The organism is Janthinobacterium sp. PAMC25594, assembly GCF_019443505.1.
GTDB lineage: Bacteria > Pseudomonadota > Gammaproteobacteria > Burkholderiales > Burkholderiaceae_D > Janthinobacterium.
In genome coordinates this window covers 1508421-1531573 of sequence record NZ_CP080377.1, presented here as the reverse complement: position 1 = coordinate 1531573, position 23153 = coordinate 1508421, and the positions used below count along the sequence as shown (strand labels likewise).

General features: G+C 64.0%; 18 protein-coding genes. 12 read left to right on the top strand and 6 right to left on the bottom strand.

The window, feature by feature from the left end:
• Positions 1 to 7: 7 nt before the first annotated feature.
• The 5 genes from KY494_RS06735 to KY494_RS06715 all read right to left on the bottom strand — a co-directional run bounded on the left by KY494_RS06735 (position 8) and on the right by KY494_RS06715 (position 7389).
• Positions 8 to 4063 (bottom strand): Pls/PosA family non-ribosomal peptide synthetase, encoded by a 4056-nt coding sequence (locus KY494_RS06735; RefSeq protein ID WP_219890375.1) that lies wholly within the window; start codon positions 4061 to 4063, stop codon positions 8 to 10.
• Between the two features lie 148 nt (positions 4064 to 4211).
• Positions 4212 to 4919 carry an anaerobic ribonucleoside-triphosphate reductase activating protein gene (locus KY494_RS06730; RefSeq protein WP_219890374.1) on the bottom strand — a complete coding sequence of 236 codons (708 nt, stop codon included), beginning with the start codon at positions 4917 to 4919 and terminating at the stop codon, positions 4212 to 4214.
• Positions 4909 to 5109, bottom strand: coding sequence for an anaerobic ribonucleoside-triphosphate reductase (nrdD, locus tag KY494_RS06725; protein ID WP_219134870.1), 201 nt, complete (start codon positions 5107 to 5109; stop codon positions 4909 to 4911). The genes KY494_RS06730 and nrdD overlap by 11 nt, the downstream gene beginning before the upstream one ends.
• Complete coding sequence (locus KY494_RS06720; protein WP_219890373.1) at positions 5106 to 6854, bottom strand: ribonucleoside triphosphate reductase; 1749 nt, start codon at positions 6852 to 6854, stop codon at positions 5106 to 5108. The genes nrdD and KY494_RS06720 overlap by 4 nt, the downstream gene beginning before the upstream one ends.
• 118 nt (positions 6855 to 6972) lie before the next feature.
• Positions 6973 to 7389: a hypothetical protein gene (locus KY494_RS06715; protein WP_219134872.1), complete on the bottom strand. Its 417-nt coding sequence runs from the start codon at positions 7387 to 7389 to the stop codon at positions 6973 to 6975.
• A gap of 165 nt (positions 7390 to 7554) precedes the next feature.
• On the opposite strand from KY494_RS06715, the gene KY494_RS06710 reads away from it, so the two are divergent.
• From KY494_RS06710 to KY494_RS06700, 3 genes are all read left to right on the top strand, one after another.
• On the top strand, positions 7555 to 8589 hold the full coding sequence (locus KY494_RS06710; RefSeq protein ID WP_219891506.1) for a peptidase U32 family protein: 1035 nt from the start codon (positions 7555 to 7557) through the stop codon (positions 8587 to 8589).
• A gap of 126 nt (positions 8590 to 8715) precedes the next feature.
• Positions 8716 to 9612: a U32 family peptidase gene (locus KY494_RS06705; RefSeq protein ID WP_219890372.1), complete on the top strand. Its 897-nt coding sequence runs from the start codon at positions 8716 to 8718 to the stop codon at positions 9610 to 9612.
• A 20-nt stretch (positions 9613 to 9632) separates the two neighbouring features.
• The gene (locus KY494_RS06700; RefSeq protein WP_219134874.1) at positions 9633 to 10160 is read left to right on the top strand and encodes an SCP2 domain-containing protein; all 528 of its coding nucleotides are present in this window, start codon (positions 9633 to 9635) and stop codon (positions 10158 to 10160) included.
• Between the two features lie 24 nt (positions 10161 to 10184).
• On the opposite strand, the gene KY494_RS06695 is transcribed toward KY494_RS06700, so the two are convergent.
• Entirely contained in the window at positions 10185 to 10433 is a 249-nt protein-coding gene (locus tag KY494_RS06695) for a heavy-metal-associated domain-containing protein (RefSeq protein WP_219890371.1), read from the bottom strand.
• A 599-nt stretch (positions 10434 to 11032) separates the two neighbouring features.
• Here KY494_RS06695 and aspT (KY494_RS06690) point away from each other — a divergent pair.
• The 9 genes from aspT (KY494_RS06690) to KY494_RS06650 all read left to right on the top strand — a co-directional run bounded on the left by aspT (KY494_RS06690) (position 11033) and on the right by KY494_RS06650 (position 23153).
• Positions 11033 to 12715, top strand: coding sequence for an aspartate-alanine antiporter (aspT, locus tag KY494_RS06690; protein WP_219890370.1), 1683 nt, complete (start codon positions 11033 to 11035; stop codon positions 12713 to 12715).
• A gap of 56 nt (positions 12716 to 12771) precedes the next feature.
• Positions 12772 to 14460 carry an aspartate-alanine antiporter gene (aspT, locus tag KY494_RS06685; protein ID WP_219134876.1) on the top strand — a complete coding sequence of 563 codons (1689 nt, stop codon included), beginning with the start codon at positions 12772 to 12774 and terminating at the stop codon, positions 14458 to 14460.
• A 58-nt stretch (positions 14461 to 14518) separates the two neighbouring features.
• Positions 14519 to 16129 (top strand): bifunctional aspartate transaminase/aspartate 4-decarboxylase, encoded by a 1611-nt coding sequence (locus KY494_RS06680; RefSeq protein ID WP_219134877.1) that lies wholly within the window; start codon positions 14519 to 14521, stop codon positions 16127 to 16129.
• 178 nt (positions 16130 to 16307) lie between these two features.
• Positions 16308 to 17717 carry a TolC family protein gene (locus tag KY494_RS06675; RefSeq protein WP_258194713.1) on the top strand — a complete coding sequence of 470 codons (1410 nt, stop codon included), beginning with the start codon at positions 16308 to 16310 and terminating at the stop codon, positions 17715 to 17717.
• Positions 17718 to 17719: 2 nt separating this feature from the next.
• Positions 17720 to 18694: an HlyD family secretion protein gene (locus tag KY494_RS06670; protein ID WP_219890369.1), complete on the top strand. Its 975-nt coding sequence runs from the start codon at positions 17720 to 17722 to the stop codon at positions 18692 to 18694.
• 6 nt (positions 18695 to 18700) lie between these two features.
• Complete coding sequence (locus KY494_RS06665) at positions 18701 to 19882, top strand: ABC transporter permease (RefSeq protein WP_219890368.1); 1182 nt, start codon at positions 18701 to 18703, stop codon at positions 19880 to 19882.
• A complete protein-coding gene (locus KY494_RS06660; RefSeq protein ID WP_219890367.1) occupies positions 19879 to 21045 on the top strand; it encodes an ABC transporter permease in 1167 nt (388 codons plus the stop codon). The genes KY494_RS06665 and KY494_RS06660 overlap by 4 nt, the downstream gene beginning before the upstream one ends.
• A 57-nt stretch (positions 21046 to 21102) precedes the next feature.
• Entirely contained in the window at positions 21103 to 22683 is a 1581-nt protein-coding gene (locus tag KY494_RS06655; RefSeq protein ID WP_219890366.1) for an AAA family ATPase, read from the top strand.
• Positions 22680 to 23153, top strand: coding sequence for a hypothetical protein (locus KY494_RS06650; protein WP_219890365.1), 474 nt, complete (start codon positions 22680 to 22682; stop codon positions 23151 to 23153). Before KY494_RS06655 ends, KY494_RS06650 begins: the two co-directional genes overlap by 4 nt.

The following is a 23153-nucleotide window of genomic DNA, read 5'->3' as shown; positions in this document are numbered from 1 at the left end:
GCTGCGATCAGCTGCGCAAAGGCGCGGCCGGGCAGCCTGCCCAGTTGCTGCCGGCGGGGATGTGTTCACCCTTCATCACCAGGGTCAACGGGCCCAGGCGCGCATTGTCGCCCACCTTGGCGCTGTACAGCACGGAGCTGCGCGGGCCCATGTAGACGCGCTGGCCGATCTCCACGTGGTCGATTTTCATGACGCGGTCTTCGAATAAATGCGTTTGGGGACAGGTGAGGGCGTTCAATTCGCTGTAGTCGCCGATATGCACGCAGTCGAATTCCGTGATGTCCGTCGTGTCCATGTAGACGCCGCGGCCGATCTTGCAGCCGAACAGGCGGAAAGCCAGCGGCAGCCACGGCGTGCCGCGCAGGTAGCGCATGAAGTTGGGCACGGCGATGCCTTCATACAGGTTCGTGACACCTTCCGAAATCCACACGAACGGCGTCCACATGGGCGCCGCGTGCTTGCGGTAGCGTCCCAGCAGCAGCCACTTGAACAGCACCACGACGAGGAAATTGCCGATGCCGTAGGCGATGCCGGCAATGGCAAGGTCGCCCACCACTTCGCCCCAGCGCCCGGCGCCCGCGATCGGCATCACGTCCAGCACCAGGGTGTAGCCAACGGCGATCACCACCGCGTGCGGCGCGACGATGCGGAAGGCTTCGATCAGGCTGCGGCCCAGGCGACGCAGCATGGATGGCTTGAACGTCAGGTGCTCGGCAAAGCCGCTGACCTGTTCGCGCGCGGGCAGGTGCATGGGCGGGGAGCCGAGCCAGGTGTCGCCGCTGTGCATTTGCTCATTGCGCGGCGCGTGCGTGTGCACGCCGATCAGCACATGTTCGGGCAGCACGGTGCCGTCCGGGATATAGCTGCCGTTGCCGACAAAGCTGCGGTGCGAGATGACGGTGGGGCGCATGGTCATCCAGCCGCCGTCGATCTGCTCGTCGCCCAGCATGACGGCGTCGGCGATGAAGGTGTCGTCGCCCAGGGTCAGCATGTCGGGCACCACGCCCAGCGCCGTGGAAATCTCGGCGCCCTTGCCCACCTTGGCGCCCAGCAGGCGGTACCAGTATGGCGCGTACACGGTGGCGTAAATGCCGTGCAGGACGTTCAGGCTCGATTCCTGGATATGGCTGACCAGCCACTTGGCGCAGTAGATATTGCTGTGCACGGGCGAGCTACCCGGCTTCAAGCGGGGCAGCGCGCCCCAGCGGATGGCGGCCGACAGCAGGGCGGTCAGCACGATCAGCACGGCGCTGGCGGGGAAGGCCAGCAGGAAGTAGCGGGCCAGCTGGGTCGTCACGTCGCGCCCCTGCAGCCACGGCATCATTTCACGTTCGTCGAACCAGTCGATCAGCACGAAGCTGGGGAAGACGGGCATGAAGAACAGCACGGCGATGAGCACCATGCCGAAGCAGAAGAACAGGGTTTCGCCCGTCAGGCGCAGGCGTGAGACGGCGGGGCGCGGCGGCTGGCTGGCCCGGTCGTAGGGGCCGATGTCGCGCGCGGGCGAACCGGTATAGACGCGGCCGTCCGGCACCGACGCGCCATCGGCCAGCGCGGATTGTCCCTCCAGGTGGCCGAAGGCGCCCACGCTGGTATTGCCTTCCAAAATCGCGTAAGAGCTGATGCAGGCATCGTCGCCGATGCTGATCTGGCCCAGCAGCAAACGGCCCCGTTCCACGCGGGCGTTTTCAAAGTTGACGGCATTGCCGACGCTGACGTTGTCGCCGATGGACAGCAGGTCGGGCGCGCGCAGGGTCATCGAGCCGATGACCACTTCCTTGCCCACTTTCGCGCCCAGCGCGCGCAGCCACCAGCTGTTCAGTGACGAGCCGCTGAGCAGATACGCGGGCGCCGATTCGACCAGACGGTCGGCCAGCCACCAGCGGTAATAGGTGAAACCCCACAGCGGATAGCTGCCCGGCTTCAGGCGTCCGGCGATCAGCCACTTGCCGGCAATCGCGATGGCAAATTCGGCCAGGGTCGCGAGCAAGAACACGCCGATCGAGGCGGCGATGGCGCGCGGCACGGTGTCGCCCGTGTCGCCCGTGAAGAAGTGATAGGTGAAAAACGGCGCCATCCATTGCGCCATGCGCAGAGTGACGAGGCCCGGCACGGCCGCCGCCTGCGCCGCGCCGCAAATCCAGCGCTTCGTGGCCGATGGCGGCGTCCAATCCGCTTCCGGCGTGGCCAGCGCTGGCGCTTCGTTCAGTACGGCGGCGATCTTGCCGATCTGGCGATTGTGATAAATGTCGCGCACCGTCATGTGGGCGTAAGCCGGATCGGCGCGCAGGGCGGAGGCCAGGCGCGCGGCCAGGAACGAGTGGCCACCGAGATCGCTGAAGAAGTCAAACTGGCGCCGTATCGGCTGGCCCGGGAACAGTGTCGCCAGCGCCGCGAACAGGGCCGCTTCGGCCGGCGTTTCCGGCACGTCCGATTCGCCCGCCTCGCCGGCCGGCGGCGTCGAGAGCGGCATGGCCTTCAGCGCCTTCCGGTCGATCTTGCCTGAGGTGAGGCGCGGCATCAGCGGCAGCAATTCAAAACGGCCCGGCACCATGTACGGCGGCAGATGCAGGTTCAATGCGCTGCGCAGGGTTTTCGTCGTCAGCGCATCGTCGGGCGCATCGTCGCTGCCGACGATGTAGGCCACCAGCTGGTCGATGCCGTCATCCTTGCGCAGCAAGACGGCCACCGTGCCCACGCCGGGTTGCTGCGCCAGCACGGCTTCGATTTCGCCCAGCTCCACGCGGAAGCCGCGTATTTTCACCTGGTCGTCGGCGCGGCCCAGGCACAGCACCTGGCCGTCGGCATCGATGCGCGCCAGGTCGCCCGTGCGGTACAGGCGTGCGTCATCCTCGCTGGTCGCCCATGGATTGGGCAGGAATTTTTCCACCGTCAGGTCGGGCCGGCCCAGGTAGCCTTCGGCCAGGCCGGGGCCGATGATGCACAACTCTCCCGTTTCGCCGCGCGGCAGCAGGATCAAGGGACGGTGCTCACCCGGCTCGGCCACCTGCAGCACCAGCAAGCCATAGTTGGGCAGCGGCGTGCCGATGGTGACGGGTTCACCGGGCCGCAGCCGCGCCAGGCTGCACGAGACGGTCGCCTCTGTCGGGCCATAGGTGTTGAACATGGCGCGGCCCGGGCGCGACCAGCGCTCGACCAGCGATTCCGGGCACATCTCGCCGCCCAGGTTGATCAGGCGCAGGCTCGGTACTTCCTCGGCGAACAGGGCCAGCAGGGTTGGCACGGCGTGCAGCACGGTGACGTGATTGGCGGCCAAGGCGCGCGGCAAGGCTTCCGGGTCGCCCGAAATCTCCTTGGGGCCCAGCCACAGGGTGGCGCCCACCAGGTAGGCGATCCAGATTTCTTCGAACGACATGTCGAAGGCGACGGAAAAGCCCTGGTAGACGGTATCGGCTTGCGTCACTTCCAGCACGGCGTTTTCGCTGCGCAGGAAGTGGCAGATGCTGCGCTGATTGATCAATATGCCCTTGGGCTTGCCCGTCGAGCCGGACGTGTAGATGACGTACGCGGGGTGTGTGGGCAGCACGGCGCCGCGCGCGGGCAGCAGTTCGCCCGGCGCGGCGGGGGCCAGCAGGCTTTCCGCCGTCCACACGGGACGCTGGACGCCAGCATCCAACAGACGCGGCGCGAACTGCGCGCAGCTGATGACGCCAAAGCCGTTGGCGTCATCGAGGCACACTTGCAGGCGCTCGACGGGCGTGTCTTCATCGACGGGCAGCCAGGCGGCGCCCGCCTTGGCGATGGCCGCCTGCATCAGCAGCAGAGGGGCGCCGCGCGGCAGCCACAGGCCCACGATGTCGCCGGGCTTGACGCCGGCCGCCACCAGGCGCGACGCGGCCAGGCCAGCCTGCGCATCGAGTTCGGCATACGTGATGCGGCGCGCGCCGTCGATCAGCGCGATTTGCTGCGGGCAGCGGCGAGCCGTCGCTTCGAGCAGGTCGGCCAGCACTTCCTCGCGCAGCAGATCCGGTCGCGGCGGGCCGTACAGGATGTCGGCGTGGGTGGAAGGGATGCCTGGACTGACTGCTGTGAAATCGTTCATGGATGACGCTTATCTGTAATGCTGTGTGAGGAATCTGACGGGCTGCGCGTGGTGCGCGGCACAGTTGATACATTACAGCACGCAAGGCATTTCAGCGTTGCAGAACGGGTAATTTTGCGGGGCTTTGCAAAATTATGTGGTTACAGGCTCAACTGCCATGATTACGGAATGTAAAACGGGGAAACATGGCGCCGATTTGCGCCACCGTGCTCGCCGACGGATAGCCGTGCAGGGGGCGGCCGGCCAGCGCCGCATCTGCACAGCCTTCGGCGCGGAACTGCTGCAGCACGTAGTTGTCGACGCCTTTGGCGGCCAGGGTGGTGGCCAGTGCCAGCAGTTGTGCATCGGGCAGCAGGTCCGGATGGGTGGTGGTGCGGCATTCGTAGGCCACGCCGCTGGCGAGGATGGCGTCCAGGCAGGCGCGCGCCGGGTCGCCGCTGCCGGCCACGCGGGTCACAAGACGATAGTCGGCAAACGGCGCCTTGATGTCGAAGCCGACCCAGTCGACCAGGGGCAGCACTTCCTGCAGGCGCTGCGGATAGATGCAGGCCGTGTGCAGGCCGATGCCGAAACCCAGTTCCCTGACGTCCAGCATGGCGCGCGCCAGCGCCGGGTCCATGCACGCCTCGCCGCCGCTGAAGACGACGGCGTCGACCAGGCCGACGCGGCGGCGCAGCCAGGTCAATACGTCCTGCCACGGCATGGCGCCCTCCGGCGTGCGTGCCTGCAGGTGCGGATTGTGGCAATAGCCGCAACGCCAGGGGCAGCCCTGCACGAAGACCACGGCCGCCAGCTTGCCCGGATAGTCGGTGGCGGAAAAGGGCGTCAGGCCGCCTACTTTCAGTTCAAGCGCCATGGCAGGCGGGCTGGCCAACCCGGGCGCTCGCTTGCGTAAAATACTGGCGCTCGTGGAATTCGCCCTGCTTGCCGATGTTGAACGAGGCGACGGGGCGGTGGTAGCCCATCACGCGCGTCCAGATTTCGCAGCGCTGGCGTTCGGTGTCGAGCAGGGTGATGGCGGGAGTGAAGTCGGGACGTGCATTCATGGCGTTTCCTCAAGTGATGGAGCAGGGTGGGCTTGCTTGCGGGCGATCAGTTCCGCGTCGCAGGTGGGGCAGAATTCATGTTTGCCGGCCAGGTAGCCGTGGCGCGGGCAGATGGAAAACGTGGGGGTGACAGTGATGTAGGGCAGCGAAAAGCGGCTCAGGGCACGTTTGACCAGTTCGCGGCAGGCATTCGCGTCCGACAGCGCTTCCGTCATGTACAGGTGCAGCACCGTGCCGCCCGTGTACTTGCGCTGCAGTGCGTCCTGCAATTCCAGCGCCTCGAACGGATCGTCCGTGTGGCCCACGGGCAGTTGCGACGAGTTCGTGTAATACGGGTTGTCGACGGTACCCGCCTGCAGGATGGCGGGATAGCGCTTGCGGTCTTCGCGGGCAAAGCGGTACGTCGTGCCTTCGGCCGGCGTCGCTTCCAGGTTGTACATATGGCCCGTCTCTTCCTGGAATGCCACCATGCGGGCACGCACGTGGTCGAGCAGGCGTATCGCCAGCGCATGGCCCTCGGCGGACGTGATGTCGTAAGCGTCGCCGCTGAAATTGCGGATCATCTCGTTGATGCCGTTCACGCCCAAGGTGGAAAAGTGATTGCGCAAGGTGCCCAGGTAGCGCTTCGTGTAGGGGAACAGGCCTTGCTGCATCAGTTCTTCGATGGTGCGGCGCTTGATTTCCAGGCTGACTTTGCCCAGCTCCAGCAGGCGGTCCAGGTCGGCCAGCAGCGCCGCTTCGTCGCCGCGCCACAGGTGGCCCAGGCGCGCGCAGTTGATGGTCACCACGCCCAAGGAGCCCGTCTGCTCGGCGGAACCGAACAGGCCATTGCCCCGTTTCAGCAGTTCGCGCAAGTCCAGTTGCAAGCGGCAGCACATGGAGCGGATCATGTTCGGCTTGAGTTCCGAATTGATGAAATTCTGGAAGTAGGGCAGGCCGTAGCGGGCCGTCATCTCGAACAGGCGTTCCGCATTCTCGCTATGCCAGTCGAAATCCTCGGTGATGTTATAGGTGGGGATGGGGAAGGTGAAGACGCGGCCCTTGGCGTCGCCCGCCATCATGATCTCGATATACGCGCGGTTGATCATGTCCATCTCGGCCTGCAGCTCGCCATAGCTGAAGTCCATCTCCTGGCCGGCGATGACGGGAATCTGCTCGCGCAGGTCGTCCGGGCAGACCCAGTCGAACGTGAGGTTGGTAAACGGCGTCTGCGTGCCCCAGCGCGATGGCACGTTGAGGTTGAATATCAGCTCCTGCATGTACTGGCGCACGTCTTCGTAGCGCAGGCCGTCCTTGCGGATGTAGGGTGCCATGTAGGTGTCGAAGGAGCTGAACGCCTGCGCGCCGGCCCATTCGTTTTGCAGGGTGCCGAGAAAATTGACGATCTGGCCGATGGCGCTCGACATGTGTTTCGGCGGGCCCGATTCGATCTTGCCCGGCACGCCATTCAAGCCTTCATGCAGCAGGGTACGCAGCGACCAGCCGGCGCAATAGCCGGCCAGCATGTCGAGGTCGTGGATGTGCAGCGCCGCTTCGCGGTGCGCCGCGCCCACTTCCGGCGGATACACCTGGTCCAGCCAGTAGTTGGCGATGACCTTGCCCGAGACATTGAGGATCAGGCCACCCAGGGAATACCCCTGGTTGGCGTTGGCGTTGACGCGCCAGTCGCGCCGTTCCAGGTATTCATTGATGGACGCGGCGACATCGACCTGGCCGCGTGTGGGGGAAACTGCATTCGTTGTCATGAAACCTCCAATAAACACAACATGCGGTGTTTTTATGAAGGTTATCTACTAAATGTAGTGCAGTCAAAGGTGGCGTGCAAGCGATTCGCGTATCCTTGATCCAGGTGAAAAAACCACCTCAGCCGGTTTTGTTCCAGCGCGTTTCGCGCAGGATCAGCCAGCTCGCGCAAAAGAACGCGGCGCCGCAGGCGGCGATGCTGGCGACGGAGGCGGGCAGCACGTGGGCCCAGATTTCCAGCGGCGTATAGGTGCTCCAGCTGGCCACGCGCGCGTCGAACGTGACGTAATTGGCCAGCAGCCAGTAGATGGCCAGCAGGCCCGTGCAGATGGCGGCCTGGCGCAGCAGCGGCAGTTGGCGGCGCGCGAACACGGCCAGCAGGAACAGCAGCAGCACGCCCGGATAGGCGCCCAGCACTTCCGGCGACAGCACGGAGAGGGTCGCCGCGTCATAGCCATCGGCCGGGCCGGCCCACTGTACTTGCAGCGCGGTGAGGAACAGGGTCAGAAGAAAAATCAGCAGCGGTTTGCGGGTCATGGCGGGCAATCGAAGAGGGAGAAAAGGGGGGCATTTTACAGCCAGGTCAAGCAAGTGGAAGGTGCGCCAGCCATGCATGCATTCCTTCACCTGCGTCAAGGACTGGGCGGCATGGGCGGGGCTATAGTCTGCACCCTGAGCCGATACGGGACTGTGAACATCATGATGCTTGAATCAACTACCGCCACCCGCGTGGCCGGACCGCTGGAACTGGTCTGCCCCGCCGGCAGCCTGCCTGCCTTGAAAGCGGCCGTCGACAATGGCGCCGATACCGTCTACCTGGGCTTTCGCGACGCCACCAATGCGCGTAATTTCGCCGGCCTCAATTTCGACGAGAAGGCCATCGCCGAGGGCGTGCGCTACGCCCACCAGTACGGACGCAAGGTGCTGCTGGCGCTGAATACCTATCCGCAGCCGCACAACTGGGCCGTGTGGCGCAGCGCCATCGACCGCGCCGCGCAAGCGGGCATCGACGCCATGATCGTCGCCGATCCGGGCCTGATGGCCTACGCGGCCCAGCACCAGCCGCAACTGCGCCTGCACCTGTCCGTGCAGGGCTCGGCCACCAACTACGAAGCCATCAATTTTTACCATGAACACTTCGGCATCGCCCGCGCCGTGCTGCCACGCGTGCTGTCGATGGCGCAGGTGGAACAACTGATCGCCAAGACGGAAGTCGAGATCGAAGTGTTCGGTTTCGGCAGCCTGTGCGTGATGGTCGAAGGGCGCTGCGCGCTGTCGTCGTATGCGACGGGCGAGGCGCCGAACACGCACGGCGTGTGCTCGCCGGCCAAGGCCGTGCGCTGGCTGGAAACGCCGAACGGTCTGGAGTCGCGCCTGAACGGCGTGCTGATCGACCGCTACGCGCCCGGTGAAAACGCCAGCTATCCCACCCTGTGCAAGGGGCGTTTCGAAGTCAATGACGAACAGTATTACGCGATCGAGGAGCCGGCCAGCTTGAATACCCTGGCGCTGCTGCCGCAACTGATCGCCATGGGCGTGCGCGCCGTGAAAATCGAAGGGCGCCAGCGCAGTCCCGCCTACGTGGCCCAGGTGACGCGCGTGTGGCGCGAGGCGATCGACGCCTGCCGCGAAGGCAATGCACGCTACGCCGTCAAGCCGGGCTGGATGGCGGCCATGGACAAGCTGGCCGAGGGCCAGCAGCACACTTTAGGCGCCTACCACCGCTCCTGGAAATAGCAAAACCTACTGCGCGTCCCGGGGCGCGGCCTGCGATGCTCACCGTGCTCGAGCACGGCTGCGCTTCTCGGCCTCGCCGCGAGCCGCTCGCTACGGTTTTGTAACTTAAAAAATACTGGAAAAGGCATGCTAAAACTATCGTTGGGCCCTTTGCTGTACTACTGGCCGCGCGCCACCGTCTTCGAGTTTTACCAGCAGATCGCCGGCACGGCCGTCGAGATCGTTTACCTGGGCGAAACCGTCTGCTCGCGCCGGCATGAGCTGCGCCTGGCCGACTGGCTCGATATCGCCGACATGCTGGCCGCCGCCGGCAAGGAAGTGGTGCTGTCGACGCAGGCGCTGATCGAGGCGGGCGCCGAACTGGCGACCCTGCGCCGCATCACGGGCAATGGCCGCTATACGGTCGAAGCCAACGACATGGGCGCCGTGCACTGCATGGAAAAGGGCGCGCCCTTCGTCGCCGGCCCCCATTTGAACCTGTTCAATGGCCCCAGCCTGCAACTGCTGGCGCGCCTCGGTGCGCGGCGCTGGGTGATGCCGCTGGAAATGGGGCAGACGGCGCTGGCCGAAATGCAGCGCCAGAAACCGGAAGGGCTGGAGACGGAAGTATTCGCCTACGGCCGCATGCCGCTGGCGTTTTCCGCGCGCTGTTTCACGGCGCGCAACCGCAACCTGCCGAAGGACGACTGCGGCTACAGCTGCCTGGAAGAGCCGGATGGCCTGCTGCTGCGCACGCGCGACGAAGTGCCGTTCCTCGTATTGAATGGCACGCAGACGCAGTCGGCCCTCGTCTACAACCTGGTGCGCGAACTCGACGCCATGCGCGACATGGGCGTGGCGGTGGCGCGCATCAGCCCGCAGGCCATGCATACGGAACAGGTGATCGCCATTTTCGACCGCGCCCGCCGCGGCCAGGTCAGCGGCGTGGGCGCCCAGGCCCAGCTGGCGGCCTGCCAGCCGGCCGGCGCCTGCGACGGCTACTGGCACGGCCAGCCCGGCATGGAACAGCACGCCGCTCATTGAACGCATCGAAAGGAAGCACCATGCAAGATCAACTGGAAAGATTGCCCATCCCGGCCAAGCCCGCCATGAGCAAGCCCGCCATGTCGTACCGGCTGCCCGAACCGCTGGCCGAATTGCTGTCCAAGCTGCCGCCGTATCCCGCCTCCTGGCTGTTCGTGCAAGGCTTGAACCGCTTGCTGGCGCCGCAATTGCCCGACGATGTGCGGCGCAGCCTGGAAGGGCGCACCCTGCGCCTGCGTTTGCTTGATGCAGGCATCGCCTTCGATTTCGAGTGGCAGGGTACGGTGTTCGTGGCCGAGCGCTATGTGGACGTGCCGGACCTGTGCATCGCCGCCAGCGTGCATGACCTGATGCTGCTGGCGCGGCGGCAGGAAGATCCTGATACGCTGTTCTTCAGCCGTCGTTTGAGCCTGGAAGGCGATACGGAACTGGGCTTGCTGTTCAAAAATACGCTCGACGCCATCGAGCTGCCGCCGTTCGACCTGCAGGCGCTGGGACCGCGCCGCGTGCTGGCGCATCTGCGCGACCGGGGCGCGCGGGAAGGCTGAGCGGAGCAGGGCTGGAGCCGGCGCTCAGTGGCGGCAGTGACCGCAGGCGCCGCTGCACGAGGCCAGCTGTTCTTCATCCGTCGCTTCGCCCATGAAGCCGGCGTCGTTGACGGCGGCCAGCAGGCGTTCCTGCGTGGCCAGCCGTTCGTCAAATTGCACCGTGGCGCCGTGGCGCGCCAGCGAGACGCACACGGTGGCCACGCCTGTGACGGCCTCAAGCGCGCCCGTCAGCCTGTCGGCGCAGCCTTCGTGATCCATTCCAATAATATTCAAGCGCGCAGTCTGCATGGGTTCCTCTTGTTTTTCAGATAAAAAAACAGCGTAGGCGAGGGGTGCGCCTGCCGTCCAGAGCAGCACGCAAGATTTATTTTCTATTTGCGGTTTTATTGATCTGGATTAATTCCAAGCACTGCTGGTCAGCCTGGAAGTGCTGTTGTTCCATACTTGGAGACTATCCCATTCGATGAATACATCCCCTGCTGGCGCCCCTCAGAAGCGGGGACTGGCCGTCATGCATGACTTGCCTCGTCGTCGCGTGGCTCGCCACGCGTCCTCCTCACGCCTTGTCGCTGGCGCGCAAGGTACTTTGGTATCGTCAAAATCATTACTAGTGGTTTTGTTGATCGGTGTCAAACAGGTACTTCAATCGTGCGCAGGATGTTTGATGAAACGCAAGGCTAGTTCAACAGAACACCTGTTGACACTTGTGAAATTTTCACCGAACATGATTCCTCGTAACAACATTTCTCCGGCGCAAGCGCTTATCGCAGGTGTCGTGCGGGACTCGTGCGCCCGTTTAACAGCCAGCCGTCGCCAACCGCCGAGCGCTCTGTTCCCTTGTAACCATCCGTTATCTTTTCGAAGGTTCGTCCATGCTCGATTCGATCGCGTCGGTATTGCACCAGGTGCCGGAACTGGCCCTGTTCCTGGCGTTGGCACTGGGCTATGCGGTAGGGCAGATACGCTTCGGACCCATCCAGCTGGGCGGCGTGTGCGGCACCCTGATCGCCGCGCTGCTGATCGGCCAGCTGGGCATCACCCTGGATGCCAGCGTCAAGAACGTTTTCTTCATGCTGTTCATCTTTGCCCTCGGCTATGCGGGCGGTCCCCAGTTCTTTGCCAACCTGAATGCCAAGGGCTTGCGCTTGGGAATACTCTGCCTGATCGAAGTGGTGGTGGTGCTGGCGCTGGTGCTGCTGGCCACGCGCTTCCTGGGCCTGGATCAGGGTACGGCGGCCGGCATGATGGCGGGCGCGGCGACGGAATCGGCCGTCGTCGGCACGGCCACGGATGCCATCTCGAAGCTGGCGCTACCGGCCGTCCGCATTGCCGAACTGCAAGCCAACGTGGTCACCGCGTATTCCATCACCTACATTTTCGGCCTGATCGCCATCGTCATCGTCACCAGCCAGATTTTCCCGCTGTTGTTGCGCGTCAACCTGCGCGAGGAAGCGGACAATCTGTGGGAAAAGATGGGCGGCGCGCAGACCGATGGCGACGGGGTGCAGGCCACGCCGGAAATGGTGGGCCGCGCCTACCGCATCAGCCGTGGCGCGGGACGCCGCCTCGATGCCTTGCAGCATATTTTTGCGGGCCGCGCCAGCATCACGCGCGTGCGCCGGCACGGCAAGGTGCTGGAACTGGAACCCGCACTGCGCCTGCGCGTCAACGATGAAGTACTGGTGATCGGCCACCGTCCCGCGCTGGTGGCGGCCGAAGCCGTCCTGGGCGAGGAATTTGCCGACACGACGGGCTTGAACATGGCCGTTTCCGCCGTCGAAGTGGTGCTGCAGCAAGCCGCGCTGGTGGGCCAGCCTCTGCGTCAATTGACCTTGCCTTCCGGCGTGCATGTGGCGGCCGTCGTGCGTGGCGAGCACAGCATGCCGCCCTTGCCCGACCTGGCCCTGCAGCGCGACGACGTGCTGCGCCTGTACGGCACGGCGGAAGGACGGGAGCTGAACACGGCGCTGGCCGCCATCGGCAAGCGCGTGCCCACGGGCGAGCGCAGCAATATCGTCTACGCCAGCATCGGCATCGTGCTCGGCGTGTATATCGGCGGTTTTACCGCCAAGCTGGGCGGCATCCCGTTTTCGCTGGGCACGGGCGGCGGCGCCTTGCTGACGGGCCTCGTATTCGGCTGGTACCAGGCAAGAAAGCCCGGCATGCCGGGCATCCACCCCAGCGCGCTCGACATGATGAAGGATATCGGCCTGGCCACCTTCATCGCCTGCGTGGGGCTGGCGTCGGGGCCGCAAGCGATCGAGCTGATCCGCCAGTACGGCCTGTCACTGCCGCTGATGGGCGTGCTGATCGCCGTCGTTCCCGCCTCGCTGTCGTTGCTGGTCGGTCACTTTTTCCTCAAGCTGGAAGCGCCCGTGCTGCTGGGCGCCATCGCCGGCCAGCAGTGCAGCACGCCGGCCCTGTCGGCCGTGCAGAACGCGGCCGGCAACTCCACGCCCTTGCTGGGCTACACGATTACGTATGCGATCTCGAACGTGGTGCTGCCTCTGCTGGGGCCGCTCATCGTGGCCCTGGCCGGCTCCGTCCACGCATGAGCAGCTTGCAAGAGCACACGCAGTAAAGAATTCCTTCAACACGAAAGGCGGTCCGTATGGAATGGTTGCATGAGTTATTCAAGAAGTCGCCCGAAATTGCCTTGTTTCTCTCCCTGGCAGTGGGTTACTACATCGGCAAGATCAAGTTCGGCTCGTTTCAGCTGGGCGGGGTCGCCGGTTCACTGCTGGTGGCGGTCCTCGTCAGCCAGGTAGGCGTCGCCATCGATCCCGGCGTGAAATCGGTGCTGTTTGCCCTGTTCATTTACGCGGTCGGCTATGAAAGCGGACCGCAGTTCTTCAATTCCCTGGGCCGCCAGTCGGTGCGCGAAATCATCCTGGCCGTCGTGCTGGCCGTGACGGCGCTGCTGACGGTGGTCATCATGGCCAAGGTCTTTGGCCTGGACAAGGGCCTGGCGGCCGGCGTGGCGGCGGGCGGCTTGACGCAGTCGGCCATCATCGGCACGGCGGGCGACGCGATCACCAAGCTGGGCCTGGCGGCCGACGAGGTGGCGCGCTTGCAGGGCAACGTGGCCGTCGGCTATGCCGTCACCTACGTGTTCGGCTCGTTTGGGGCCATCATCGTCTGCGTCAATATCTTGCCTAAGCTCATGGGTCGCACCATCCGCGAAGATGCGATCAAGGCGGAAACGGCGCTGCAGGCGGGCGTGCAGGTGCTGGGACCGGGCCAGACGCCGGCCGCGCCTGACCTGATCGGCCGCATCTACGACGTGGGCCCGGGCGCCGGGCGCACGGTGGAAGAGATCGAAAGTGCTCATCCGAACACGGCCATCACCATCGAGCGCGTGAAGCGCAATAGCCAGATCATCGACGTCAGCCCGGATCTGGTGCTGGCGGCCGACGATATCGTGCTGCTGGTGGGCCGGCGCGAAGCCATGCTCAGCGTGTCTTCCCAGCTGGGCAAGGAATTGCTTGCCGTCGAAGGCATGGAACTGGTGATGCAGCGCCGCGATATGGTGCTGACCAACAAGGCTTACCACAACAAGACGGTGGGCGAAATCCGCAGCGCGACGGCGCCGGGCGTGCGTCACGGCATCTTTGTCGTGCAGCTGAGCCGCATGGGCAAGATCTTGCCCATGCAACCGGAAACCATCGTACAGACGGGCGACGTGGTGACCATCTATGGCGCCGAGCAGGACGTCAAGCGCGTGGCGGCCGAAGTGGGCTACATGATCGTGCCGAGCGCCAAGACGGACTTCGTCTACATGGGCGCCGGCCTCGTCGTTGGCCTGCTGGTGGGCTTGCTGGTGGCGCGCATCGGTTCGATTCCGCTGACACTGGGCAGTGGCGGCGGCGTGCTGCTGTCGGGCCTGGTGTTCGGCTGGTTCCGCGCCAAGCGCCAGACGTTTGGCTACATGCCGAGCGGTGCCGTGCAAATCCTGAAGGACCTGGGTCTGGCCGGTTTTGTTGCCGTCGTCGGCCTCACGTCCGGCCTGCAAGCGGTGCAAACCGTGCGCGAACACGGCCTGACCCTGTTTGGCGTGGGCGTGGTGGTGACCATCCTGCCGATGATTTTGACCATGCTGATCGGCCGTTACATCTTGCGTTATGACAACGTCGCCGTGTTTGCGGGCGCCTTGTCCGGTTCGCGCAGCGCCAATCCCGCGTTCGGCGAAGTGCTGAACGCGGCGCAAAACTCGATTCCCACCGTACCGTTTGCCATCACATATGCCTTGGCCAACGTTTTCCTGACCTTGCTGGGGCCGCTGATTGTGGCCTTCGTCTGAGTCTGCAAGTATTTGCAAGAACCCTGAACATTGTCAGTCATTTTAAGGAGTAGCAAAAATGGATTTCAGTAACCCAAGCAAACTCGCCCTGTTGAGCCCCTTCGAACTGAAGGATGCGCTGATCCAGACGGCCAAGCAAAGCAACCGCCTGATGCTGAACGCGGGCCGCGGCAACCCGAATTTCCTGGCGACCACCCCACGCCACGGCTTCTTCCAGTTCGGCCAGTTCGCCATGACGGAAGCGGAGCGCTCGTATGTCTACATGGACGACGTGGGCGGCTTTCCCACGCGCGAGGGCATCGAGGCGCGCTTTGAAATTTTCGTGCGCAAACATGAGGGCAACCCGGGCGCGCATTTCATCGAGGCGGCCGTGTCGTATGTGCGCGACCAGCTGGGCCTGAGCGCGGGCGATTTCATCTATGAAATGTGCGAAGCGATTCTGGGCTGCAACTATCCCGTGCCGGACCGCATGCTGCGCCTGTCCGAGAAAATCGTCGGCCAGTATATCCACCGCGAAATGATCGGCAAGCACCCGTTTGTCGGCAACTTCGACATGTACGCGGTCGAAGGCGGCACGGCCGCCATGACGTATCTGTTTGCCAGCCTGAAATCGAACCACATCATCCAGGAAGGCGACACCATCGCCCTGGGCATGCCGATCTTCACGCCGTACATCGAGATTCCCCAGCTGAACGACTACAAGCTGAACACCGTGCACATCGATGCGCCGCAATCGAACAATTGGCAATTCACCAAGAAGGAGCTGGACAAGTTGCTGGACCCGAAAGTAAAAGCTTTCTTCCTCGTCAACCCCAGCAATCCGCCATCCGTCAAGATCGACGACGAGACCCTGGAATACATCGCCAAGATCATCAAGAAGCGCCCGGACCTGATCATCCTGACCGATGACGTGTACGGCACCTTTGCCGACAATTTCGTCTCGCTGTTCGCCATTTGCCCGTTCAACACCATCCTCGTGTATTCGTTCTCGAAATACTTCGGCGCGACGGGCTGGCGCATGGGCGTGGTGGCCACGCATGAAAACAATGTGCTCGACGACAAGATTGCCAAGTTGCCGGAAACCATCAAGAAACAGCTCGATGAGCGCTATCACTCCATCACCACGGAGCCGCGCGAGCTGAAATTCATCGACCGCCTGGTGGCCGACAGCCGCACGGTGGCGCTGAACCACACGGCCGGCCTGTCCACCCCCGTGCAGGCGCAGATGACCCTGTTCTCGCTGTTCTCGCTGATGGACGAAGAGCAAAAGTACAAGCAGTCGATGAAGCGCATCGTGCTGCGCCGCAAAGAAGCGCTGTACCGCGAACTGGGCTTGCCGATGGTGCACGACGCCAATTCCGTGCGCTACTACCACCTGCTGGACATGGAATCGCTGGCCGCGCAGATGCATGGCGTGGAGTTTTCGCAGTGGCTGCTGAAAAAACTGAAACCGAACGAAGCGCTGTTCCGCCTGGCCGAGGAAACGGGCGTCATCCTGCTGCCGGGTCGTGGCTTCGGCACCACGCATCCGTCCGGCCGCGTGTCACTGGCCAACCTGAACGAATACGACTACGCCAACATCGGCCGCGCCATCCGCAACATGGCGTCCGAGTTCTTTGCCGTGTTTGAAAAGGAAAAAGGGAAGGGTAGCAAGAAGGCCAAGAAGTAAGCCGCCAGCCGCTTACGCTGAGTAGAACGGGCGCCCCGCAAGAGGCGCCCGTTTTTGTCTGTCAGTCTGCGTAACCAATAGTGCAGGGTGGAATGGACATCCATGGATATAATTGCTATTGTGAAAGTATAAACATGGCAACCCCGTGCTTTCCCCTCATTCATTGACTGGACGCTACATGGGCAGATTGCAAGGACATTTATCATTATTGCTGGCGGGCGCGCTGGGCGCGGCCATGCCCGCCCTGGCGGAACCGCTGACATTCAGCGAAGCGCTGCAGCAAGCGGCGGCCGCCTCGGGCGCCGTGCAGGGCGCCGCGCTCGACGTGCGCGCGAAAACCCTCAAGGCCGAGGCGCTGTCGAATATCGATGGCCCTTCCGTGGACTTGACGGCGTTTCGCGGCCGTTTGTCGACGGACTTGAGCATCGATACGAGCGGCCTGGCCGGCGTGGTGGGCGGCATCGAATCGGTGCTGCCGCCGGTTCCCGGCTTGCCCAAGCCACAGATTCCCAACTCCCTGAACCGCGAAGTGGTGACGGACCTGACCTCGTTCGGCTTGCTGGGCATGTGGCCCATCTACACGGGCGGACGGCTGGATGCCGTCAAGGGCCTCGCTTCCAGCCTGACCCTGGCCGCGCAGGCGGAGCACACGGAAGCGGAAGAACAGCTGGCCACCCTGGTGGCGCAGCGCTATTTCCAGTTGTTGCTGGCCAAGCGGGTGGTGGCCGTGCGGGCCGAAGTGACGGCCGGCGTGACGCAGCACCAGCGCGACGCGGCCAAGCTGGAAAAGGGCGGCCTGATTTCGCGCGCGGAACGCCTGCGCGCCGACGTGGCCCTGGACAGCGCCCGCAGCGACGAGGCGCAGGCGCGCAGCGACGAGGAAATCGCCCAGGTGGCGCTCGACCGTTTGCTTGCCGTCAATACCCAAGTGCGGCCCAGCACGCCCCTGTTCGTCAACAGCTTGCCAGTCGGCACTTTGCAATCGTTCATCAACACGGGCATGCGCGAAAATGCGAACTGGAAAAAGATCGACAGCAAGCGCGTGCAGGCCGAGCAAGCCTTGAAGCTGCATGGCAAGGAATATGCGCCCACCGTGTTTGCCATCGGTAACTACAACTTGAATCGCGGCAGCGAAAAGCTCGTGCGTTCGAACTGGGCCATCGGCCTGGTCGTGTCCGTGCCGCTGGTGCACCGCATCAACACGGGCAAGATGATCGCCGCCGCCAAACTGGACCAGGAGCGCGTGGAAGTGGTGGCGCGCCAGGCCGAGCGCGACATTCCCACCCTGATCGAAAAGAACTGGCGCGCGCTGGAAAACGCCCGCATCCAGTACCTGTCCACGGCCTCGTCGGTGGAGCTGGCGCGCGAAAATATCCGCTTGCAAACAGTCGCCTTCCAGCAAGGACAAGTGACGTCGCTGGAAGTGGTCGATGCGCGCCTGAACCTGGCGAAGGTGGAAACCCAGCGCGCACAGACGGCCTATAACTATGTGATGGGGCTGGCGCAATTGCTGGAAGCGACGGGCGAGACGCAGCGTCTGGGCAGCCTGGCCGCCGCGGCCGATATCCAATTACCTGTGGACAAATAATAATGAGCACCTCCAAAAAACCGTTGGCCATAGTCGCCGCCATCATCGTCCTGGGCTTCGTCGGCTGGGGCCTGTACCAGGCATTCCAGCCGCAGCGCCTGCCTTTGCAGGGGCAGATGGATGCGCAGGAAGTTAATGTCTCGTCGAAAGTGCCGGGCAGGGTGGGCCAGTTGTACGTCAAGCTGGGCCAGACGGTGCCGAAAGGTGAGCTGCTGTTCCAGCTGACGAGCCCGGAAGTGGACGCGAAGATCGCGCAAGCGACAGCCGCCACGCAGGCAGCCGATGCCGTGGCGCAAAAGGCGCAAGCGGGCGCGCGTCCGGAAGAAGTGGCGGCCGCAAAAGCCAACTGGGAACGGGCGCAAACGGGGGCGACCATCGCCAGGACCACGTACACCCGCGTCAACAATATGTACGAGCAAGGCGTGATTGCCCAGCAGAAACGCGACGAGGCGCAAGCGCAATGGCGCGCCGCCGACCAGCTGGCGCAAGCGGCCCGCGCGCAATATGACATGGCGCAAAAGGGCGCCCGTCCGGAAGACAAGACGGCCGCCGCCGCGCAGGCGCGCCAGGTGGGCGCCGTGCTGACGGAAGCGCAGATCGCTCTGGCGGAAACGAAGATCGCCGCGCCGGTGGCCGGGCAGGTCAGCAAGATCCAGATACAGCCGGGCGAACTGGCGCCGCAAGGCTTCCCCGTCATCACCCTGGTGAATCTCGATGACGCCTGGGCCGTGCTGCAGGTGCGCGAAGATGACATGGCCGCGTTTGCCATGGGCAGCATGCATACGGCCAATGTGCCGGCGCTGAAACAGCAAGTGAGCTTCAAGGTCAGTTCGGTGGCCGTGCTGCCGGACTTCGCCACGTGGCGCGCGGCCCGTCCGGGCGGCACGGATTTGCGCACGTTTGAAATCCGCTTGCGTCCCGCCATCAAGGTCGAGGGTTTGCGTCCGGGCATGTCGGTCGTGTTTCCACCGCTCTGATACGCGATGAACGAAGCGGATAAAGGGCCGGTTTCTGCGCTGGCGCGCGAGTGGGCGCGGCTGCGCGGCGATTTCTGGGATCTGGGCATGCTCAGCTGGATTCCCGTCGCGCTGTGCGGCATATTGTGGCTGGTGTTTTCCGCCGGCATCGCGCGCGACTTGCCCATCGTCGTCATCGATAACGACAACTCCACCTTGTCGCGCCAGCTCACGCGCTGGCTCGACGCGTCGCCCGGCATCGCGGTGGCGGCGAAAGTGGCGTCCAGCGACGAAGCGCTGCACCGGCTGCGCGAACGCACGGCGTTCGGCTATCTGCTGATCCCGAACGATTTTGAACAGAAGCTGCTGAGCGGCCGGCAAGCCACCGTGCAATGGCTGTACAACGCGCAGTTTTCCTCGCACGCGGGCGCCTTGCTGCGCGACGTGCGCACGGTCAGCACGACCTTGTCGGCCGGTATCGAGATGACGGCGAGGATGAAAAAAGGCATGTCGGGCGTGCAGGCGGCGGCCCAGTTCGAACCGATCCGCACGACCCTGAACAGTTTGTATAATGAAAACACCAGCTATGAAGCGTTTCTGACCCTGGCCCTGATGCCGGCCATGCTGCAGATTTTCATCGTCGTCGCCGTCGTCACGTCCATCGGACGCGAGTTACGCGACGGCACGGTGCCGCAATGGCTGACCTCGGCCAACGGCAGCTGGCTGCGCGCCGTCGGCGCCAAGCTGCTGTTTCCCCTCATCGCCTACTGTGCGCTGGCGCTGCTGTATCTGCTGTTTTTCAGCCTGGCGCGGGACTGGGCCGTGGCGGGCAGCTTGCCGGCATTGCTGCTGAGCATGTTGCTGCTGGTGCTCGCGTATTGCGGCCTGGCCACCTTGCTGATCGCCGCTACCTTGTCGCTGCGCCTGGCGCTGTCGGGCGCGGCATTTATCACGGCACCGGCGTTCGCGTTCGCGGGCCAGGCCTTTCCCCTGATGGCCATGCCGGCGCCCGCGCGCGCCTGGGCGGAAGCCTTGCCGCTCACGCATTATCTGCAGCTGCAAACCAAATACTGGCTGGCCGGCGCGCCGTGGCGTTATGGCGTGCAGGAAATGCTCATTTTGGCCGGCTTTGCCGTCGGCTGCGGCGCCGTGGGCGTATTCCTGCTGGCACGCCGCGCGAATGCGCCGGCGGCATGGGGGCGCGCATGATGTGGCAATCCTTTATCGCCACCTGGCGCGCCATGCTGACGGACAAGGGCGCGCTGACCTTGCTGTTTATTGGCGGCATCATCTATTCCTTCTTCTATCCGCTGCCGTACTCGACGGAAATCGTCCAGCGCGTGCCCGTGGCCGTCGTCGACCAGGACCGCAGCGCCATGTCGCGCCAGCTGACGCGCTTCGCCATGGCCCATCCCTCCTTGCAGGTGATCGCCGTAACGCCGGACTTGCCCGTCGCGCAAGATTTATTGTGGCGCGACAAGGTCATGGGCGTCTTGATCCTGCCCGAAGGCTTGCAGACGGACGTGCTGGCCGGCCGCGCCGCCCACGCGCAGGTGGCGGGCAATGGCCTGTATCTGATGCTGAACAAGGTGGCCTTGAACGGCTTGGCGGAAGTGGTGGGCACCGTGTCGGCCGGTATCGAGCTCAAGCGTTTGGGCGCGGGCACGCCGTCGACCGTGCAGGCCAACCAGCAGCGTTCGCCCATCGCCTTCGATGCCGTGCCCCTGTTTAACGTCAAGGAAGGCTATGGCGCGTATGTCGTGCCCGGCGTGGCGACACTGATCGTGCAGCAAACCTTGCTGATCGGCATGACCATGCTGTTCGGCACCTGGTACCAGCGCAAGACCTTCCCCGTGGCAGGCCGGCGCACGGCGGGCGGCTATGCGGGCATGCTGCTGGCGTTTGCCTGCGTGGCCTTTCTCAATTGCTGCTATTTCTTCGGCTTTGTCTTCTGGTTCCAGGATTATCCCCGTGGCGGCAACTTCGGCGGCATGCTCTTGCTGCTGGTGCTGTTCTCGCTGGCGGAAGCGGCGTTCGGCATGCTGCTGGGCATGCTGTTCCGCACGCGCGAGCGGGGCACGCAGCTGATGATCGCCACCTCGATGCCCGTGCTGTTCCTCGCGGGCCTGACCTGGCCCGTGTCGTCCATGCCCGTCGTGCTGCAATGGCTGCGCTGGCTGCTGCCGTCCACGGCCGGCATCCAGGGCTTTGTCGCGCTGAACCAGATGGGCGCCTCGCTGTATGAAATTCGCCATGAAGTGGCGGGCTTGCTGGCCTTGCTGCTGGCCTGCGTGGCGCTGGGCTGGTGGCGCTGGCGCAAGCTGGACGAAACCGTTGTTGATTTGAACAAGGCGAAGGCACTTGATATGTAATAATTTCATACCCGGGGCAGACCCGCCGGGTCTGACCCCATCTAAAGTAAACGAGCCATGTCCGCCTTCAATTTGTTCCAGCGCCTGTCCCAGGCCCCCACCAAGCCCAAGGCCGTACCCGCCGCGCGGCAGTTCGACGTGGCCGACCTGTACCAGGGCCCCATCGCGCTGGGAGCGGAAGGCGAGGCGGCCGCCAGGCCGTTCGATGAAAAGCTGCGCCAGGCGTATTTCTGGATCGTCAACCACGCCATCATCAGCCCCCATTACGACATCGAGTACAACGACGGCCCGTCGCAGACCTATTCCGTGGGCGACAGCCGCCGCACCCTGAATTTGCCGTCGGCGCAAAGCTATTCGAGTTTTATTTTGCTGCCGCTGCTGACGTTCGCCACGCGCCGCAAATGCCTGTTCGTCGGCGGACCGGGGCGTGGCAAGACGGCCAGCGCCTTGCTGATGGGCGTGCTGGCCGGCTCCACCGTCAAGGAAGTCAAACGCGCGATGCAGCACGGCCACCCGCAGATGACGGTGGCCGATTTGCTCGGCAATCCGCTGCCGGCCGACCTGGTCAACGCGCAAAGCATGGACGATATCCGCATCGCCTGGCGCGCTTGGCTGGGCATGCGCGTGAAAATCGTCGATGAATACAACCGCATTCCCACGCGCACGCAAAGCGCGCTGCTGACCGTCATGGGCGACAATTACGCGGAAGTGCTGAACCATATTTATGAATGCCCGGAAGCGGCCTGGTATCTGACGGCCAATGACGACCAGGGCGGCGGCACCTACCAGGTGATCGAGGCACTGCGCGACCGGGTCGACGTGACGGTGCAGGCACTCGCTTTCAATCCCCGCTTTCTGAACGAGCTGCTGCTGCGCGTGGAAGAAAACGTGCGTCCCGAAGAGCTGGTGCCGCCCGATATCATCTTCACGGAAGGCGAGGTGGATCAAATCGGCGAATCCATCCGCCAGGTGGGCATACCCGACGCCGTGCGCCGCCGCCTGGAATTCTTCGCCAGCCAGTTCGAGCTGTTCGAAACGGCGGGCGGCCAGTTCGAATACATGACCAAGGATACGGCCCGTCTGGCGGGCGCCGACCGGGGCGCCGCGCAGGCGGCCGACAATGGGCGCGACCGCTTGAAGGATCTCGGCTGCCAGACCCTGAACGGCATCTCCGTGCGCACCCTGATGGCGTTGCTGATCTATGCCAAGGCCATGGCGTATTTTCGCGGTAACGGTGAAGTGGAGCTGGAAGACTTGCGCCAGGTGCTGCCCTTCGTCCTGCATAACAAGCTGCAGCCTGACCCGGACGCGCCGTTTTTCGCGCTGCCGGAAAACGCCGCCTACCGCAGCGACAGACTGGGCTGGCTGCGCCGTTTGTTCGATTTGTCGAACGATGAATTCAACCGCCTGGACCTGGACCGCGACGATCCTGTCGGCGTGCTGTCGGCCGAATTCGACCTGGGACTCGATGGCGTCAGCGAGCGCGAGACCCTGGCGCGCCTGAACCGCATTGAAAAGCTGATCGGCGAACGCACGAAGGGGCGCAAGCTGTACGGCCCTCTGTATGACGATTTGCTGAAACTCAAATACCTGCATCAGCGCTATACGAATTACCGCAGCTGGCTGCGTTCGCAATGAGTATCCAGCATTGTCAAGGCTTCCTGGACGCGCTGGCTCTACTCAATAGTGAAGCCAGCGACCTGTGCGCGAGCTACGAGCTGCAGCGCCTGCCCGATGCGCCGGACCTCGCCACGGCGCTGGGCTTGCGTGTGGAGGATTATGCCCTGCACGTCATCGTACCCGCACGCGACTTGCCGGCGGCCCTGTGGCGCCTCCCTGCGGCGCCGTGCGGGCGCGCCCAGCTGGAACAGGTGTGCCAGCGCTGGTTTTTCTCGTCGCGGCACATGCAGGTGGCGCCACCGGGGCGCTTTCGCGCGCAACTGGTGGCAAGGTTCCTGGAGTCGCTCGACGAGGCGCTGGGCGGATTTTCCCTGCACGCCGTGACGATGACGCCGCCCGCCGGTTTCTGGTACGCGATCCACTGGGACGAGATCGCGTTCGAACTGGGGAATGAACGCTATCTGCTGCACTTTTCGCACAGCGACTGA